Raw genomic sequence first — 17,337 nt, 5'->3', positions numbered from 1 at the left:
CACGGCGTGCTCACTCCTCGAGGTTCGGGTAGGTGAGGAAGACGGTCTCGTCCTCGCCCTGCATCCGGATGTCGAAGCGCAGGGAGCCGTCCGCCTCGCGCTCGGCGATCAGGGTGCGGCGGCGGTCCTCGGGCAGCCCGCGCAGCAGCGGGTCCTCCGCGAGGGCCTGGGTGTCCTCCGGCAGGTAGATGCGGGTGAACAGCCGGTTGAGCAGGCCGCGGGCGAAGATCGTCAGCGTGATGAACGGCGCCTTGCCGGGCTCGGTGGGCCCCGGGTCGACGGTGGTGAAGGTGTAGTGGCCCTCGTTGTCGACGGACGCGCGGCCGAAACCGGTGAAGGTGTAGCCGTCGCGCACGAGCGAGCCGGTCGCGGTGGGGACCGCACCGTTGCCGTCCGCCTGCCAGATCTCGAGCATCGCGTCCGGCACGACCTCGCCGTGGCCGTCGGTGACCGTGCCGTGCAGGCGCACCGCCTGCGGGTGTCCGAGCGGCACGAGCAGCTCGCCCTTGTCGTAGGGCAGCGCGTAGCCGAAGAACGGCCCGATGGTCTGGCCGGGGGTGGCCGGAAGCTTGGGGTTCGCCGAGGTCTCAGACATTGGAGTCGCCTTCCGTCCAGGTGCGGTTCGAGCCGCTGAGCACGATGTCCCACGTGTAGCCGAGCAGCCACTCGTGCTCGGACGCGGCGTGGTCGTAGTCGGCCACGAGCCGTTCGCGGGCCTTCGGGTCCACGATGGACTGGAAGATCGGGTCCAGCGCGAACAGCGGGTCGGAGGGGAAGTACATCTGGGTGATCATCCGCTGGGTGAAGTCCGTGCCGAACAGCGAGAAGTGCACGTGCGCGGGTCGCCAGGCGTTGTGGTGGTTCTTCCAGGGGTACGGCCCGGGTTTGATGGTGATGAACTCGTAGGAGCCGTCGTCGCCGGTCAGGCACCGTCCCACGCCCGTGAAGTTGGGGTCGATGGGCGCAGGGTGCTGGTCCCGCTTGTGGATGTAGCGCCCGGCCGCGTTGGCCTGCCAGATCTCCACGAGCTGGTTCCGCACGGGCCGGCCGTCGCCGTCGAGGACCCGGCCGCGGATCTTGATCCGCTCGCCGATGGGCTCCCCGCCCGACTGGATGGTCAGGTCCGACTCGAGCCGGTGGACGTCCCGCTCGCCGAAGGCCGGGGCGTGCAGCTCGATGGTCTCGGGGTCCGCGTGGTGCAGGTCCTTGGTGGGGTGCCGCAGGATCGAGCTGCGGTAGGGCGCGTAGTCCAGGCGCGGCTGCGTCTCGGTGCGCCCGGACGCGGTGTGGTCGGCGCTGATCCGCGCCATCTCCCGGTCGAGGTCGGACTGCGTGTCCGCGGCGTCGTCGGGACCCTTCGGGGTGAGGTGCACGAAGGCCTCCCCCGCCCCCTGGTCCTGGTCCTGGTCGGTCATGGTTCAACTCCTTTGTCGCGAGGTGGTTGCCGCACCGGCGGGCGTCGTGCCCGGAGTGGTCGGCGCCTCCGCGGAGAACCCTCCGAGGCTAGCGCATCCGGTGCAGCATTCGCACATGTGTTCGCTGTGCGAACTTATTGTGGGGTCACAGTGGGCGGGCCGGGTGGTCAGCGGTCCTGGGGCCAGCCGGTGTAGGACTCCGCGAAGTAGGCGGCCCCGCGCTCGGAGCCGGTGATCGCCTTGAACTCGCCGCGCCGGCGCTTCTGGTTGAAGGGGTTCTCCCCCGGCTGGGTGTGCATGAGCTGGGTGGCCCAGTAGGAGAAGTTCTGCGCCTTCCACACGCGCTCGAGGGCCGTGGCCGAGTACCCGGCCAACCCGGTGCCGTCGCCGGAGCGGAAGAACTCCACGAGCGCGGGGGCGAGCGCGCGGACGTCGCAGAACGCGAGGTTCAGGCCCTTGGCGCCGGTCGGGGGCACGGTGTGGCCGGCGTCGCCGACGAGGAACAGATTGCCGTGGCGCAGGGGCTCGCAGACGTAGGAGCGGAACTTCAGCACGGTCTTGTCGAAGATGGGGCCCTCCTGGAGCCGGAGGCCGTCGGGGCCCTCGACCCGGCGCTGCAGCTCGGCCCAGATCCGCTCGTCGTCCCAGTCGTCGACGTCCTCGTCAGGGTCGCACTGGAAGTACATCCGCTGGACGGTGTCGCTGCGCTGGGAGACGAGGGCGAAGCCGTGCTCGGAGTTCGAGTAGATGAGCTCCGGGGCGCTCGGCGGGGCCTCGGCGAGGATCCCGAACCAGGCGAAGGGGTACTCGATGAAGTTGTCGGTGCGCTCCTGCTCCGGGATGGCGCGGCGGCAGATGCTCTGCGAGCCGTCGGCGCCCACGAGGACCTCGCAGCGGATCTCGAGGTCCTCGCCCGCGGCGTCGGTGAAGCGGATGCCCGGCCGGTCGGTGGCCAGGTCCAGCACCTCGGTGTCCGTCACGGACCAGCGGACGTCGCCGCCGTCGCGCTCCCGGGCGTCGGCCAGGTCCAGGAACACCTCGTTCTGGGGGTAGAGCCACACGGACTCCCCCACGAGCTTCTTGAAGTCGATGCGGTGGCTCTCGCCCTGGAAGCGCAGCACGGTGCCCTCGTGCTCGTGGCCCTCCGTCAGCACCCGTCCGTCGACCCCCTCGTCGACCAGCATCCGCACGGTGGGTGCCTCGAGGATGCCGGCCCGGTGGGTGGCGTGGATGGTGTCCTTGTCGCGCTTCTCGACGACGATGCTGTCGATGCCGGCGCGGCCGAGGAGGTGGGCCAGCATCAGCCCGGCCGGGCCGCCGCCGACGATGCCGACCTGTGTGCTGAGAACGGTGCGCTGTGCGCTCATGAGTGCTCCTGGTGATACGACGGGAATCGTGTCCAGTGTCCCAGTGCCCTGTGGGCGGCACCACAGTCGTCCCGTTGAACGGGACCACCCGCGAGGTGGTCCCGGAGACGGCCGCGGCGGTGCGCGCGGCGTCCGGCTCAGCGGGCGGCGTCCCGCAGCGTCCGGCGGATGCCGTGCGCGGCGGTGTGCAGCGCCTGGACGATCGCCCCGGCCCGCGCGGCGGGGTCGCCCGCGGGGGTGATGACGCCCAGGCCCGCCACCACCTGGTCGCCGCGTCCTCGCACGGGGACGGCGATGCCTGCTGTCCCCGCCTCGAGATAGCCGGTCTGCAGGGCGTGGCCCGCGCCGCGGATCCGCTCCAGCTCCGCGGCCAGCACCCCGGGGTCCGTCGGCGAGACCTCGGTGAACGCGGCGAGGGGGCCCCGGAGGTACTCCTCCTGGTACTCCTGCGGCGCGTGCGCCAGGAGGACGAGGCCCGTGGCCGAGAGGTGCAGCGGCAGCCGGCCCGCCACCTCCGAGCGGACGGGCACCGCCCGGGGGTGCGAGAGCCGTTCCACGAGCAGCACCTCGCGGCCCTCCACGATGCCGAGCTGCACGTGCTGGCGCAGCACCGCGTGGATGTCCCCCATGAACGGGCGGGCGGCGCGCGCCAGCCCCAGCTCGCGCGAGGAGCGGCTGGCCAGCTCCCACAGCCGGGTGCCGATGACGTAGTGCCCGCCCTCCACCCGCTCGAGCCAGCCCTGCCGGGCCATGTCCCGGGCGAGCCGGTGCGCGGTGGCGGTGGGGAGGCCCGCGAGAGCCGCGATCTGCCCACCCGTCAGCCGGGAGTTCTCGGCGGTGAACGCCGCGAGGATCCGGTCCGCCCGCTCGAGCACGGACTCCCCGGTGGGCGAGTTCGCCATGGTCCTCCTGTCACTCCTTCCTGGTCCGCGGCCGCGCGTCGTGGCGCGCCGTGGGACGGCGGCAGCCCCGCCCCGGAAGACGTGTCTTCCGGAACGGGGCTGCCGTGGTGATCACCGGAGTGATCCTGTCCTGCAGGGACGCCGGCCTCAGTTGGAGCCGAAGTCGTAGTCCTCCAGCGGGATCGCCTGGAACTCGGCGGGCGAGGAGTTCTCCTCCGCGTAGCTGAAGTCCGAGAACGAGCCCGGCTCCGTGAACAGCGAGGCCTTCGCCTCGTCCGTCGGCTCCACGTCGATGTTGTTGTACCGCGCGAGCCCGGTGCCGGCCGGGATCAGCTTGCCGATGATCACGTTCTCCTTGAGGCCCACCAGCGGGTCGGACTTGCCCTCCATGGCCGCCTGCGTGAGCACGCGGGTGGTCTCCTGGAAGGACGCGGCCGACAGCCACGAGTCGGTGGCCAGCGAGGCCTTGGTGATGCCCATCAGCTCCGGTCGGCCGGCGGCCGGACGGTTGCTCTCGGCCACGGCCTTGCGGTTGGCCTCCAGGAAGCGGACGTTCTCGACGAGCTCGCCCGGCAGCAGGTTCGTCTCGCCGGACTCGATGATCGTCACGCGGCGCAGCATCTGCCGCACGATGACCTCCACGTGCTTGTCGTGGATGCCCACGCCCTGGGAGCGGTACACGCGCTGCACCTCGTCCACGAGGTGCTTCTGCGCCTGCCGCGGTCCGCGGATGCGCAGCACCTCCTTGGGGTCGACGGCGCCGGAGACCAGCTGCTGGCCGACCTCGACGTGGTCGCCCTCGGTCACGAGCAGCTTGGCGCGGCGCAGCACCGGGTACCCGATCGCCTCGTCCCCGTTGTCCGGGGTCACGACGAGCTTGAGGGCCTTCTCGGTGTCCTCGATGGTGACCCGCCCGGCGACCTCCGAGATCGGCGCGACGCCCTTGGGCGTGCGGGCCTCGAAGAGCTCCTGGATACGGGGCAGACCCTGGGTGATGTCGCCGTCCGAGGACGCCACACCACCGGTGTGGAAGGTGCGCATCGTGAGCTGCGTGCCCGGCTCGCCGATCGACTGCGCGGCGATGATGCCCACGGCCTCGCCGATGTCCACCAGCTGGTTGGAGGCCAGCGAACGGCCGTAGCACGCCGCGCACACGCCCACCGCGGACTCGCAGGTCAGCACGGAGCGCACGCGCACCGTGTCGGCCCCACCGGCGAAGAGGGCGCTGATGAGCCCGTCGGAGAGGTCCGTGCCGGCCTCGGCCAGGATCTCGCCGTTGGCGTCCACCACGTCCACCGCGAGCACGCGGCCGTGCACGGTGTTCTCGATGTCCTCGTGCAGCACGCGGGCACCGGACTCCTGCACGTCGGCGAGCGGCAGGTTCAGGCCGCGCTCCGTCATGCAGTCCGCCTCGCGCACGATGACGTCCTGGGAGACGTCCACGAGACGACGGGTGAGGTACCCCGAGTTCGCGGTGCGCAGCGCGGTGTCGGCCAGGCCCTTGCGGGCGCCGTGGGTCGCGATGAAGTACTCCAGCACCGACAGGCCCTCACGGTAGGAGGACTTGATCGGGCGGGGCATGATCTCGCCCTTGGGGTTGGACACGAGCCCGCGGATGCCGGCGATCTGGCGGACCTGCATCCAGTTGCCTCGGGCGCCGGAGGACACCATGCGGTTGATGGTGTTCAGCGGGGAGAGGTTCGCCTGCATGGCCTGGGCGACCTCGTCCGTGGCCTTGGTCCAGATGTCGATGAGCTCCGAGCGGCGCTCGTCGTCGTCGATCAGACCGCGGTCGTACTGGCCCTGGATCTTCGCGGCCTGCGCCTCGTAGCCCTCCATGATGGCGGGCTTCTCCGGCGGGGTCGCGATGTCCGAGATCGCCACGGTCACGCCCGAGCGGGCCGCCCAGTGGAACCCGGCGTCCTTGAGCTCGTCCAGCGTGTGCGCCACGGTCACCATCGGGTACCGCTCCGCGAGATCGTTGACCAGCGCGGACAGGTGCTTCTTGTCCGCGACGGCCTCGTCCCAGGGGTAGTCCTCGGGCAGCGTCTCGTTGAACAGCACACGGCCCAGCGTGGTCTCGACCAGCACGGGCTGACCCGGCTCCCAGCCCTCGGGGGCCTCCCAGCCCTCGAACGGCACGAAGTCGTCCAGCTCGATCCGGCACAGCGCGTTCAGGTGCAGCTTCCCGGCGTCGTGGGCCATGATCGCCTCGGCCACGGAGGAGAACCCGCGGCCCTCCCCTTCCTCGCCCTCGCGGACGGTGGTGAGGTGGTACAGCCCGATGATCATGTCCTGGGAGGGCAGCGCGATCGGCTTGCCGTCCGAGGGCTTCAGGATGTTGTTCGAGGACAGCATCAGGATGCGGGCCTCGGCCTGGGCCTCCGGGGACAGGGGCAGGTGCACGGCCATCTGGTCGCCGTCGAAGTCGGCGTTGAACGCGCCGCACACGAGCGGGTGGAGCTGGATGGCCTTGCCCTCGACGAGCTGCGGCTCGAACGCCTGGATGCCCAGACGGTGCAGGGTGGGGGCACGGTTGAGCAGCACGGGGTGCTCGGTGATGACCTCCTCGAGCACGTCCCACACCTGGGGCCGGTAGCGCTCGACCATGCGCTTGGCCGACTTGATGTTCTGCGCGTGGTTGAGGTCCACGAGCCGCTTCATCACGAACGGCTTGAACAGCTCGAGGGCCATCTGCTTGGGCAGACCGCACTGGTGCAGCTTGAGCTGCGGGCCGACCACGATGACCGAGCGGCCGGAGTAGTCGACGCGCTTGCCGAGCAGGTTCTGCCGGAACCGGCCCTGCTTGCCCTTGAGCATGTCGGACAGCGACTTCAGCGCACGGTTGCCCGGCCCGGTGACCGGGCGGCCGCGGCGGCCGTTGTCGAACAGCGAGTCCACGGCCTCCTGCAGCATCCGCTTCTCGTTGTTGACGATGATCTCCGGGGCGCCCAGGTCCAGCAGGCGCTTGAGCCGGTTGTTGCGGTTGATCACGCGCCGGTAGAGGTCGTTGAGGTCCGACGTGGCGAAGCGGCCGCCGTCGAGCTGGACCATCGGCCGCAGCTCCGGCGGGATGACCGGGACGGCGTCCAGGACCATGCCCAGCGGGGAGTTGTCCGTGGTCAGGAACGCGTTGACGACCTTGAGCCGCTTGAGGGCACGGGTCTTGCGCTGGCCCTTGCCGGTCGCGATGGTCTCCCGCAGGGACTCGGCCTCGGCCTCGAGGTCGAAGGTCTCGAGGCGCTTCTTGATCGCCTCGGCGCCCATCGAGCCCTCGAAGTACATGCCGTAGCGGTCCACCATGACGCGGTAGAGCGCCTCGTCGCCCTCGAGGTCGTTGACCTTGAGGTTCTTGAAGCGGTCCCAGACCTGCTCGAGACGGTCGATCTCCAGGTTGGCGCGCTTGCGCACGTTGGCCATCTGGCGGTCGGCGGAGTCGCGGAGCTTGCGCTTCTCCGCGGCCTTGCCGCCCTCCTCCTCGACCCGGCCGAGCTCGGTCTCGAGGTCGCGGGCGATCGCGGCGATGTCGGAGTCGCGGGTGGACTCCATCTGCGCCTTCTCGCGGTCCACGGCGGCCTGCAGGTTCGGCAGGTCGTCGTGGCGGGCGTCCTCGTCCACCGACGTGATCATGTACGCCGCGAAGTAGATGACCTTCTCCAGGTCCTTCGGGGCGAGGTCCAGCAGGTAGCCCAGCCGCGAGGGAACGCCCTTGAAGTACCAGATGTGGGTCACGGGAGCGGCGAGCTCGATGTGGCCCATGCGCTCACGGCGCACCTTGGCGCGGGTGACCTCCACGCCGCAGCGCTCGCAGATGATGCCCTTGTAGCGCACGCGCTTGTACTTGCCGCAGTAGCACTCCCAGTCCCGGGTGGGACCGAAGATCTTCTCGCAGAACAGGCCGTCCTTCTCGGGCTTGAGCGTGCGGTAGTTGATGGTCTCCGGCTTCTTGACCTCGCCGTAGGACCAGGTCCGGATGTCCTCCGCGGTCGCAAGACCGATCCGCATGAGGCCTAGTGAAGATTCGTTGGACATGAGGGTCCTTTATCTCTTTCTCTGGAAAAGTTGACGTCTCGTCGGGGTGGACCGAGGGGGATCAGACCTCTTCGACCGAGCTGGGCTCGGAGTGCGAGAGATCGATGCCCAGTTCCTCGGCCGCCCGGAAGACCTCGTCATCCGAATCGCGCATCTCGATGGTGTTGCCGTCCGCCGAGAGCACCTCGACGTTCAGGCACAGCGACTGCATCTCCTTGATGAGGACCTTGAAGGACTCGGGGACACCCGGCTCGGGGATGTTCTCGCCCTTCACGATGGCCTCGTAGACCTTCACGCGCCCGTGGACGTCGTCGGACTTGACCGTCAGCAGCTCCTGCAGCGTGTAGGCGGCGCCGTAGGCCTCGAGCGCCCAGACCTCCATCTCGCCGAAGCGCTGGCCGCCGAACTGCGCCTTACCGCCCAGCGGCTGCTGGGTGATCATGGAGTACGGGCCGGTCGAGCGCGCGTGGATCTTGTCGTCCACGAGGTGGTGCAGCTTCAGGATGTACTGGTAGCCCACCGACACCGGGTCCGGGAACGGCTCGCCGGAGCGGCCGTCGAACAGCCGGGCCTTGCCGGACCGGTCGATCAGGCGCACGCCGTCGCGCGTCGGGTTGGTGTGGTCGAGGAGGTCGAAGATCTCCTCCTCGCGCGCGCCGTCGAACACCGGGGTGGCCACGTTCGTGGGGCCGGACTGCTTCGGGAAGTTCGGCAGCCGGTCGAGCCACTCGGGGTCCCCCTCGATGTTCCACCCCTGCTTGGCGAGCCAGCCGGTGTGCACCTCGAGGACCTGCCCGAGGTTCATGCGGCCGGGCACGCCCAGCGGGTTGAGGATGATGTCCACAGGGGTCCCGTCCTCCAGGAACGGCATGTCCTCGAGCGGCAGGATCTTCGAGATGACGCCCTTGTTGCCGTGGCGGCCGGCGAGCTTGTCGCCGTCCGTGATCTTGCGCTTCTGCGCCACGTACACCCGGACCACCTGGTTGACGCCCGCGGGCAGGTCGTCGTCCTCGTCGTCGCGGTCGAAGACGCGCACGCCGATGACGGTGCCGGACTCGCCGTGGGGCACCTTCAGGGACGTGTCGCGCACCTCGCGGGACTTCTCGCCGAAGATCGCCCGCAGCAGGCGCTCCTCCGGGGTCAGCTCGGTCTCGCCCTTCGGGGTGACCTTGCCCACGAGGATGTCGCCGGCCTGGACCTCCGCGCCGATGTGGATGATGCCGCGCTCGTCGAGGGCGGACAGCACCTCCTCGGACACGTTGGGGATGTCCCGGGTGATCTCCTCGGCGCCCAGCTTCGTGTCGCGGGCGTCGATCTCGTGCTCCTCGATGTGGATCGAGGTGAGCACGTCCTCCGAGACCATGCGCTGGGAGAGGATGATCGCGTCCTCGTAGTTGAGGCCCTCCCAGGACATGTAGGCGACCAGCAGGTTCTTGCCCAGGGCCAGCTCGCCCTGGTCCGTGGAGGGACCGTCGGCGATGACCGAGCGCTCCTCGACGCGCTCGCCCTGCGCGACGATGACGCGCTGGTTGTACGTGTTGCCCGGGTTCGAGCGCGTGAACTTGTTGATCGGGTAGACCGTGGTCGTCCCGTCGTCGTTGAGCACGCGCACGAGGTTCGCCGAGACCTCCTCGACCACGCCGGCCTTGCGCGCCAGCACGGAGTCGCCGGCGTCCAGGGCCGCGTAGCGCTCCATGCCGGTGCCCACGAGCGGGGCCTCGGACTCGAGCAGCGGCACGGCCTGGCGCTGCATGTTGGCGCCCATGAGCGCGCGGTTGGCGTCGTCGTGCTCGAGGTACGGGATGAGGGCGGTCGCCACGGACACCATCTGGCGCGGGGAGACGTCCATGAACTGCACGGCGGTCGGGTCGACCAGCACGGCCTCGCCCGAGCCGTCGGCGGCGCGGGCGAGCACGGCGTCCTCGGCGAACCGGTTGTCCAGGTTCAGCGGGGCGTTGGCCTGGGCGATCGTGACACCGCGCTCGTCGTCGGCGGTGAGGTACTCGACGTCGTCGGTCACCAGGCCGTCGACGACCTTGCGGTACGGGGTCTCGATGAAGCCGAACGGGTTGATCCGCCCGTAGGTCGCCAGCGAGCCGATGAGGCCGATGTTGGAGCCCTCAGGGGTCTCGATGGGGCACATCCGGCCGTAGTGCGACGGGTGGACGTCACGGACCTCCATGCCGGCGCGGTCGCGGGAGAGACCGCCCGGGCCGAGCGCGGACAGGCGGCGCTTGTGGGTCAGGCCCGCGAGCGGGTTGTTCTGGTCCATGAACTGCGACAGCTGCGAGGTGCCGAAGAACTCCTTGATCGCCGCCACGACGGGACGGATGTTGATCAGGGTCTGCGGGGTGATCGCCTCGACGTCCTGGGTGGTCATGCGCTCGCGCACCACGCGCTCCATGCGGGACAGGCCGGTGCGGATCTGGTTCTCGATCAGCTCGCCCACCGCACGGATGCGGCGGTTGCCGAAGTGGTCGATGTCGTCGACGTCCACGACGACCTCGCGGGGCTCGCCGTCGCGCACGCCCTTCATGGTGCCGCCGCCGGCGTGCAGGGTCACGAGGTAGCGGATCATCGCGACGATGTCGTCGACCGAGAGCACGGAGGCGTCCTCGTCCTCGAACGCCTTGTCGAGGCCCAGCTTCCGGTTGATCTTGTAGCGGCCCACCTTCGCGAGGTCGTAGCGCTTGGAGTTGAAGTACATGTTGTCCAGCAGCGCCTGCGCGGCGTCGACCGTGGGCGGCTCCCCCGGGCGAAGCTTGCGGTAGATGTCCAGCAGCGCGTCCTCGCGGGACTCGACGGTGTCCTTCTCGAGGGTGGCTCGGATGGAGTCGAACTCCCCGAACTCCTCGAGGATGCGGGACTCGCTCCAGCCGAGGGCCTTGAGCAGCACGGTGACCGACTGCTTGCGCTTGCGGTCGAGGCGCACGCCCACCTGGTCGCGCTTGTCGATCTCGAGCTCGAACCAGGCTCCGCGGGAGGGGATGATCTTCGCGGAGTAGATGTCCTTGTCCGAGGTGCGGTCCTGGCCGCGCTCGAAGTACGCGCCCGGCGAGCGGACGAGCTGGGAGACGACGACACGCTCGGTGCCGTTGATGACGAAGGTGCCCTTCTCGGTCATCAGCGGGAAGTCGCCCATGAACACGGTCTGCTGCTTGATCTCGCCCGTGTTGTTGTTCATGAACTCGGCCTTGACGTACAGGGGCGCCGAGTAGGTGGCGTCCCGGTCCTTGCACTCGTCCATGGTGTATTTGGGGTCGTAGAACTCCGGCTCCGAGAAGGACAGGGACATGGTGCCCTGGAAGTCCTCGATCGGGGAGATCTCCTCGAAGATGTCGGACAGGCCGGAGGTGCGGGCGATGCCCTGCTCCCCGGTCTCGATGGCCTGCTGCACGCGGGCCTGCCACCGCTCGTTGCCGACGAGACGGTCGAAGCTGTCCGTCTGGAGGGCCAGCAGGTTCGGCACGTCCAGCGGTTCATGGATCTTGGCGAAGGAGATGCGGCGCGGGATGTTCCCGTCGGCCGGTCGGTTAGCGGTTACGTTCGAATCGGTGCTCGAGGCGACCAAGATGGATTCCTTCCACAGACCTGCAGTTGAATCGCGCAGTACCCGGATCGGGGATACGGGTGTGCGAGGGCCAGCGGACTGACGATGCTGGTTCGCTCCCCGCGGGCGCCCACCGCTATATGAAGGCACGCAGAATGAGGGACAACGCAAAGATTCAGCATAGACCCGAAGTGCGGCTCTGTCCACACGAGCGGTGGACGCGGGCGTCCACCGCTCGTAGGATGGGGAACTTTGTGCTCCTGGTCTCAGGGTCCCTCGGGGTGCCGGGGTCCCGGGCTCACCGGGCGGCCTCCACGGTCCCACGCTCCACCGTCTCGGCGGCGGGCTCGGGGCCGGCCGCCGCGAACGCCTCGATGGGCGGGCAGCTGCAGACGAGGTTGCGGTCGCCGGCGGCGTTCTCCACCCGGCCCACGGGCGGCCAGTACTTGGCCAGGCGCAGCCCGGGCAGGGGGTAGGCGGCCCGGGACCGGGGGTAGGCCCGGTCCCACTCGTCGGCCGTGAGCACCTCCGCGGTGTGCGGGGCGTGGCGCAGGACCGAGTCCTCGAGCACCACCTCCCCCTCCGCCACGGCGGTCATCTCCGCGTGGATCGCGCGCATCGCGTCCACGAACCGGTCCAGCTCCGCGAGGTTCTCCGACTCCGTGGGCTCCACCATGAGCGTGCCCGCCACGGGGAACGCGAGGGTGGGCGCGTGGAAGCCGTAGTCGACGAGCCGCTTGCACACGTCCTCCGCGGTCACCCCTGAGGCCTTCGTGAGGGCGCGCAGGTCGAGGATGCACTCGTGGGCCACGAACCCGCCGGGGCCGGTGTAGAGGGTCGGGAAGACGTCGGCGAGCCGGGCGGAGACGTAGTTCGCACTGAGGATCGCGGTGCGCGACGACGCGGTGAGCCCTTCCGCACCGGTCATGGCGATGTACATCCAGGTGATCGGCAGCACCCCTGCCGACCCGTAGCGGGCCTGGGACACGGGGAACGTCCACTCGTCGCCGTCCACGGCGCCGGGGTCGCCGGGCAGGAACGGCACGAGGTGCTCCGCCACGCCCACGGGCCCCACGCCCGGTCCCCCGCCGCCGTGCGGGATGCAGAAGGTCTTGTGCAGGTTCAGGTGGGAGACGTCCCCGCCGAAGCGGCCCGGCCGGGCGAGGCCCATGAGGGCGTTGAGGTTCGCGCCGTCCACGTAGACCTGGCCGCCCGCGTCGTGCACGGCGGCGCACACGTCGGTGATCTGCTTCTCGAACACTCCGTGCGTCGAGGGGTACGTGACCATGATGCCCGCGAGCTCCTCCCCCACGGTCCCGATCTTCGCGGCGAGGTCCTCCATGTCCACGGAGCCGTCCCCCGCGGTGGCCACGACCACGACCTTGAGGTCGGCGAGCACCGCGGAGGCGGCGTTGGTGCCGTGGGCCGAGGACGGGATGAGGATCGTCTTGCGCTGCCGGTCGCCCCGGGAGAGGTGGTAGCGCCGGATCGCGAGCAGCCCGGCGAGCTCGCCCTGGGACCCCGCGTTGGGCTGGACGGAGACCGCCGCGTAGCCGGTGATCTCCGTGAGCCAGGACTCCAGCTGGGTGATGAGCTCGCGCCATCCGAGGGTCTGGTCCTCGGGGGCCAGCGGGTGGACGGAGGCGAACTCGGGCCAGCTGATGGGCTCCATCTCGGCGGCGGCGTTGAGCTTCATGGTGCAGGAGCCCAGCGGGATCATGGTCCGGTCCAGGGCCAGGTCCTTGTCCGCGAGGGCGCGCAGCCAGCGCATCATCGCGGTCTCGGAGCGGTGCAGGGTGAACACCGGGTGGGTCAGGTAGGAGTCGGTGCGCAGCAGCTCGGCGGGGAGCTCCCAGGCGGCCCCCGCGCCGTCGTCGTCCGTGGCCGCGGCGCCGAACGCGGCGAGCACGGCGTCGACGTCCTGCTCGTCGTGGGGCTCCCCGACCGACACGGAGACGTGGTCCGCGTCGGCCCGGCGCACGTTGATCCCGCGCTCCGCGGCGGCCGCCACGACGGCGTCGGCGCGGCCGGGGACCTCGGCCAGCACGGTGTCGAAGAACCGGTCGTGGACCACGGGCACGCCGGCGGCGGCGAGCCCGGCGGCCAGGCGGGCGGCCAGGTCGTGCACGCGCTCGGCGATGGCGCGCAGCCCGTCCGGGCCGTGGTAGGCGGCGTAGGCGCCGGCCACGATGGCCAGCAGCGCCTGGGCGGTGCAGATGTTGGAGGTGGCCTTCTCCCGGCGGATGTGCTGCTCGCGGGTCTGCAGCGCCAGCCGGTAGGCGGGCCGGCCGGAGGAGTCGGTGGAGACGCCCACCAGGCGGCCCGGCAGGTTCCGCTCGAGGCCCTTGCGGCAGGCCAGGAACGCGGCGTGGGGACCGCCGAAGAACAGGGGCACCCCGAAGCGCTGGGCGGAGCCCACGGCGATGTCCGCCCCCTGCTCCCCGGGGGAGCGCAGCAGGGTGAGGGCCAGCAGGTCGGTGGCCACGGCCACGAGCGCACCCCGCGCGTGCGCCGCCTCGGCGGTCTCGGCGAGGGGGACGACCTCTCCGTCGACACCCACCTGGCTCAGCACCACGCCGAAGAGGTCGCCCTCGGGCAGCCCCTCGGCGAGGTCGGTGACGACCAGTTCGATGCCCACGGCCCGGCAGCGTCCGCGCAGCACCGCGAGGGTCTGGGGAAGCGTGCGGGAGTCCACGACGACGCGCCGGCTCGTGGCCTTCCGGTTGGCCCGGCGCATCATGAGCACGGCCTCGGCCACCGCGGTGGCCTCGTCCAGCAGGGAGGCGTTCGCCAGGTCGAGACCGGTGAGGTCCATGACGGCGTTCTGGAACGTCAGCAGCGCCTCCAGCCGGCCCTGGGAGATCTCGGGCTGGTACGGGGTGTAGGAGGTGTACCAGGCGGGGTTCTCGAGGATGTTGCGGCGCAGCGCGGGCGGGGTCACGGTGTCCGCGTAGCCCTGACCGATCATCTGGGTCATCACGCGGTTCTTCGCGGCGACCCGGCGCAGGGCCGTGAGCGCCTCGTGCTCCGACAGCGGCGCGGGCAGCCGCAGGGGCTGGTCCGAGGCGATGGTGGCCGGGACCGCGCGGGAGACGAGCTCGTCGAGATCGGCGGCGCCGACGACCTCGAGCATGCTCCGGGTCTCGGCGGCGTCCGGTCCGAGGTGGCGTGGCAGGAAGGACAAGGTCAGCTCCTCGTGGTTCGTGGCCCCGTGGGGCCCGTCCGACCTCCCGGCCGAGGATCCTGACCGGGGAGTTCGCACCGGCCGCAACGGGCCGGCCTGCGCCGTCACCGGCCTCCCGTCCGGGCCGGCCGCGGGGGCCGGGAGCTCCTCGGGGAGGACCTGCTCCCTCGGGCCCGCCCGGGTCGCGGACGACGTCGGACTCTCCGGCTGCGCGCGGGCGGCCGATGTGGTTGTGCCACCAGTCTCCCACAGACCCGCCGGGCACGGCGCGAGGCCCCGGACGCCGTGCGTCCGGGGCCTCGGGGGAGCGTTCACGTGCGGAACGCGTCCGGGGTGCTGCTGGGGTCCTACTTGAGGGTGACGGTGGCGCCGGCGCCCTCGAGGGCCTCCTTGGCCTTGTCCGCGGCCTCCTTGTTGGCGCCCTCGAGGACGGCCTTGGGGGCCGAGTCCACGAGGTCCTTGGCCTCCTTGAGGCCGAGGGAGGTCAGCGCGCGGACCTCCTTGATGACCTGGATCTTCTTCTCGCCGGCGGCCTCGAGGACGACGTCGAACTCGGTCTGCTCCTCGGCCTCCTCGGCGGCGGCGGCCGGAGCGGCGGCACCGGCGACGGCCACGGGGGCGGCGGCGGTGACGTCGAAGGTCTCCTCGAAGGCCTTCACGAACTCGGAGAGCTCGATGAGGGAGAGCTCCTTGAACGCGTCGATCAGTTCAGCGGTGGTGAGCTTGGCCATGGTTGTGGCTCCTTTTCGATGGTGTGCCCCGGCCGGGTTGGTCGGCGCGGGACGGTCTGGTTCCGTGGTGAGAATGTGCCTCGCGGCGGGGATGCTGGTCAGGCGTCCTGCTCCTCGACCTTGGCGCGCAGCGCCTCGGCCGTGCGGACCGTCTTCGACAGCGGGGCCTGGAACAGGGCCGCGGCCTGGGACAGGGACGCCTGGGCGGCACCGGCCACCTTGGCCAGCAGCACCTCGCGGGACTCGAGGTCCGCGAGCTGCTTGATCTCCGCGTCGCTGAGGGCCTTGCCCTCGAGGTAACCGCCCTTGAGGACGAGCTGCGGGTTCGTCTTGGCGAAGTCACGCAGGCTCTTGGCGGCCTCGACGGGATCCCCCGAGATGAAGGCGATCGCGCTCGGGCCGGCGAGCTGGCCGTCGAACGCGTCGATGCCCAGCTCCTTGGCCGCGATCGCGGTCAGCGTGTTCTTCACCACGGCGTATTCGGCGTTCTCACCGAGCGAGCGGCGCAGCTCCTTGAGCTGGGCCACGGTGAGGCCGCGGTACTCAGTCAGGACAGCGGCGTCCGAGTTGGAGAACATCTCCTTCAACTCGGCGACCGCGGCTGCCTTTTCCGGGTTCGCCATGGTACTCCTTCCGGTCTTCGATGCCGGCCGCTGCCGGAAGGGTCCGGGCACAGAAAAAGCCCCGCGCAGATGCCCGGGGCTCGGCGTCGCGGCCCGTGCTGGACGGGACGTGCTCGCTGTGCTGGTTCACCTGCGCTGGCGGTTCCTGGCGGAACTCTTACGGCTGTCCCCCGTGGTGTGCGCTCCGAAACGGGGCGCACGGGCAGGGAGGACAACGACCGGCGGTCTTTGGTACGCCCCAGGCTACCGGAGGGCCCCGCCGCGGCCAAATCGGCGCCGGAACGGGACGGGGCCGGCGCGGAACCGTCTCAGGGTCGGCTCCGGCGCCGGCTCAGGCCTCAGCTCAGGCGGCGGGGAACTCGCGGGCCCACACGCCGCTGCGCCCGGCCACGCGGAAGCCCAGGCGGGCGTTGACCCGGCTCATCCGGTCGTCGCCGCTGTGGCTCCAGGAGTAGACCGTGCGCACGCTCGGCGCCAGTTGCTCGAGCTGCTGCAGGTTGGCCAACTTCAGGCGGGTGGCGAGCCACCGGCGGCGGTGCTCGCGCAGGACCACGGTCTCGTCCTGCATCCCGATCGGCGGCTCCTCCCCCGCCAGGACGATCTCGGTCATCCCGACGAGCCGTCCGGTGGGCTCGTGCTCGGCGACGGCCACGAGCGACAGGTTGCCCGCCTCGGCGCGCAGCTGCTCGGTCCGCCGCACGCGCTCGGCGTCCCAGGGCTCGGGCTCGGCGGCGGCCGTGGGGACCAGGAAGGAGTCCGCCCCCATGCGCGAGTGCAGGGCCGCGAGCTCGTCGAGCCGGTCCTCGGGGGCCGGCCCGCTCCAGGTGTGGATCCGGTACGGCTCCGGCGCCGGCGAGGCCGCGACCTCGCGCAGCAGGGCCTCGACGCGCTCGGACGGCAGCGGGACGTCCAGCACCCCGAAGTCGCTCACCGACTCGAGCCGGTAGCCGGCGCCGAGGGCGAAGCGGGTCTGCCGGTTGGACATGGGCAGCCGGCCCGAGCCGTCCGCGGCGTCCACCCACTCGACCATCCCGGGCGTGACCACCGGGAAGACGCCGGTGATGCTGCCGTCGCCCTGGATCTCCTGGGGCCCGGGGTGCTCCGTCTGGATCCGCAGGTGCCGGCGGGACTCCCCGACGGCGAGCTGCTCGGCGGCGGCCAGCAGCTCGCTGCCGGTGCCCTGCGAGGTGACGTCGGGGTCCACGTCGACGGTGATGTGGGCGGAGTCGGTGAGGGCGACCAGGGGCATCCGGACCTCGGCCCGCCCCGCGAGGCGGCCCTGGGTCCACGCGAGCAGGATGACCACGCGCTCGAAGGGGTCGAGCAGGTCCCGGTAGAGCTCCTGCGCGTCACCGGTGAGGTCCGAGATCCCCCACACGTGCTGCCGGGACCGGCGCACGAGTGCCGCGACACGCCCCAGGAGCTCCTGGGCGGCGTCGTCGAACTCGTCGGGGATGCGCATCTGCTCGATGCGCACTGGGGGGTGCTCGGTCACGAGGGGGTCTCCGTTCCGTGGGCGCCGGCGGACGTCCG

General features: G+C 70.7%; 10 protein-coding genes. All 10 read right to left on the bottom strand.

Annotated elements, in window-relative coordinates:
• Window positions 1-10: 10 nt before the first annotated feature.
• Window positions 11-595: a protocatechuate 3,4-dioxygenase subunit alpha gene (gene pcaG / locus ACH9D2_RS00940; protein ID WP_396360859.1), complete on the bottom strand. Its 585-nt coding sequence runs from the start codon at window positions 593-595 to the stop codon at window positions 11-13.
• On the bottom strand, window positions 588-1,415 hold the full coding sequence (pcaH, locus tag ACH9D2_RS00935) for a protocatechuate 3,4-dioxygenase subunit beta (protein WP_441005568.1): 828 nt from the start codon (window positions 1,413-1,415) through the stop codon (window positions 588-590). Before pcaH ends, pcaG begins: the two co-directional genes overlap by 8 nt.
• 167 nt (window positions 1,416-1,582) lie before the next feature.
• Window positions 1,583-2,782: a 4-hydroxybenzoate 3-monooxygenase gene (locus ACH9D2_RS00930; protein ID WP_396360857.1), complete on the bottom strand. Its 1,200-nt coding sequence runs from the start codon at window positions 2,780-2,782 to the stop codon at window positions 1,583-1,585.
• A 137-nt stretch (window positions 2,783-2,919) separates the two neighbouring features.
• Window positions 2,920-3,684, bottom strand: a complete 765-nt coding sequence (locus tag ACH9D2_RS00925; protein ID WP_396360856.1) for an IclR family transcriptional regulator — start codon at window positions 3,682-3,684, stop codon at window positions 2,920-2,922.
• A gap of 147 nt (window positions 3,685-3,831) precedes the next feature.
• On the bottom strand, window positions 3,832-7,716 hold the full coding sequence (locus tag ACH9D2_RS00920) for a DNA-directed RNA polymerase subunit beta' (RefSeq protein WP_396360854.1): 3,885 nt from the start codon (window positions 7,714-7,716) through the stop codon (window positions 3,832-3,834).
• A 61-nt stretch (window positions 7,717-7,777) separates the two neighbouring features.
• Entirely contained in the window at window positions 7,778-11,287 is a 3,510-nt protein-coding gene (gene rpoB / locus ACH9D2_RS00915; RefSeq protein WP_396360852.1) for a DNA-directed RNA polymerase subunit beta, read from the bottom strand.
• Window positions 11,288-11,564: 277 nt separating this feature from the next.
• Window positions 11,565-14,450 (bottom strand): aminomethyl-transferring glycine dehydrogenase, encoded by a 2,886-nt coding sequence (gene gcvP / locus ACH9D2_RS00910; RefSeq protein WP_396360851.1) that lies wholly within the window; start codon window positions 14,448-14,450, stop codon window positions 11,565-11,567.
• Between the two features lie 347 nt (window positions 14,451-14,797).
• Window positions 14,798-15,181 (bottom strand): 50S ribosomal protein L7/L12, encoded by a 384-nt coding sequence (gene rplL, locus ACH9D2_RS00905; protein ID WP_058872512.1) that lies wholly within the window; start codon window positions 15,179-15,181, stop codon window positions 14,798-14,800.
• A gap of 98 nt (window positions 15,182-15,279) precedes the next feature.
• Window positions 15,280-15,804 (bottom strand): 50S ribosomal protein L10, encoded by a 525-nt coding sequence (gene rplJ, locus ACH9D2_RS00900; RefSeq protein WP_396360848.1) that lies wholly within the window; start codon window positions 15,802-15,804, stop codon window positions 15,280-15,282.
• A gap of 343 nt (window positions 15,805-16,147) precedes the next feature.
• Window positions 16,148-17,299, bottom strand: a complete 1,152-nt coding sequence (locus ACH9D2_RS00895) for a GNAT family N-acetyltransferase (protein ID WP_396360847.1) — start codon at window positions 17,297-17,299, stop codon at window positions 16,148-16,150.
• Window positions 17,300-17,337 lie beyond the last annotated feature (38 nt).

The organism is Kocuria rhizosphaericola (genome assembly GCF_044462205.1).
GTDB classification, from domain to species: domain Bacteria; phylum Actinomycetota; class Actinomycetes; order Actinomycetales; family Micrococcaceae; genus Kocuria; species Kocuria rhizosphaericola.
The sequence above is the reverse complement of the archived record's forward strand: the minus strand, read 5'-3'. Positions and strand labels throughout refer to the sequence as shown.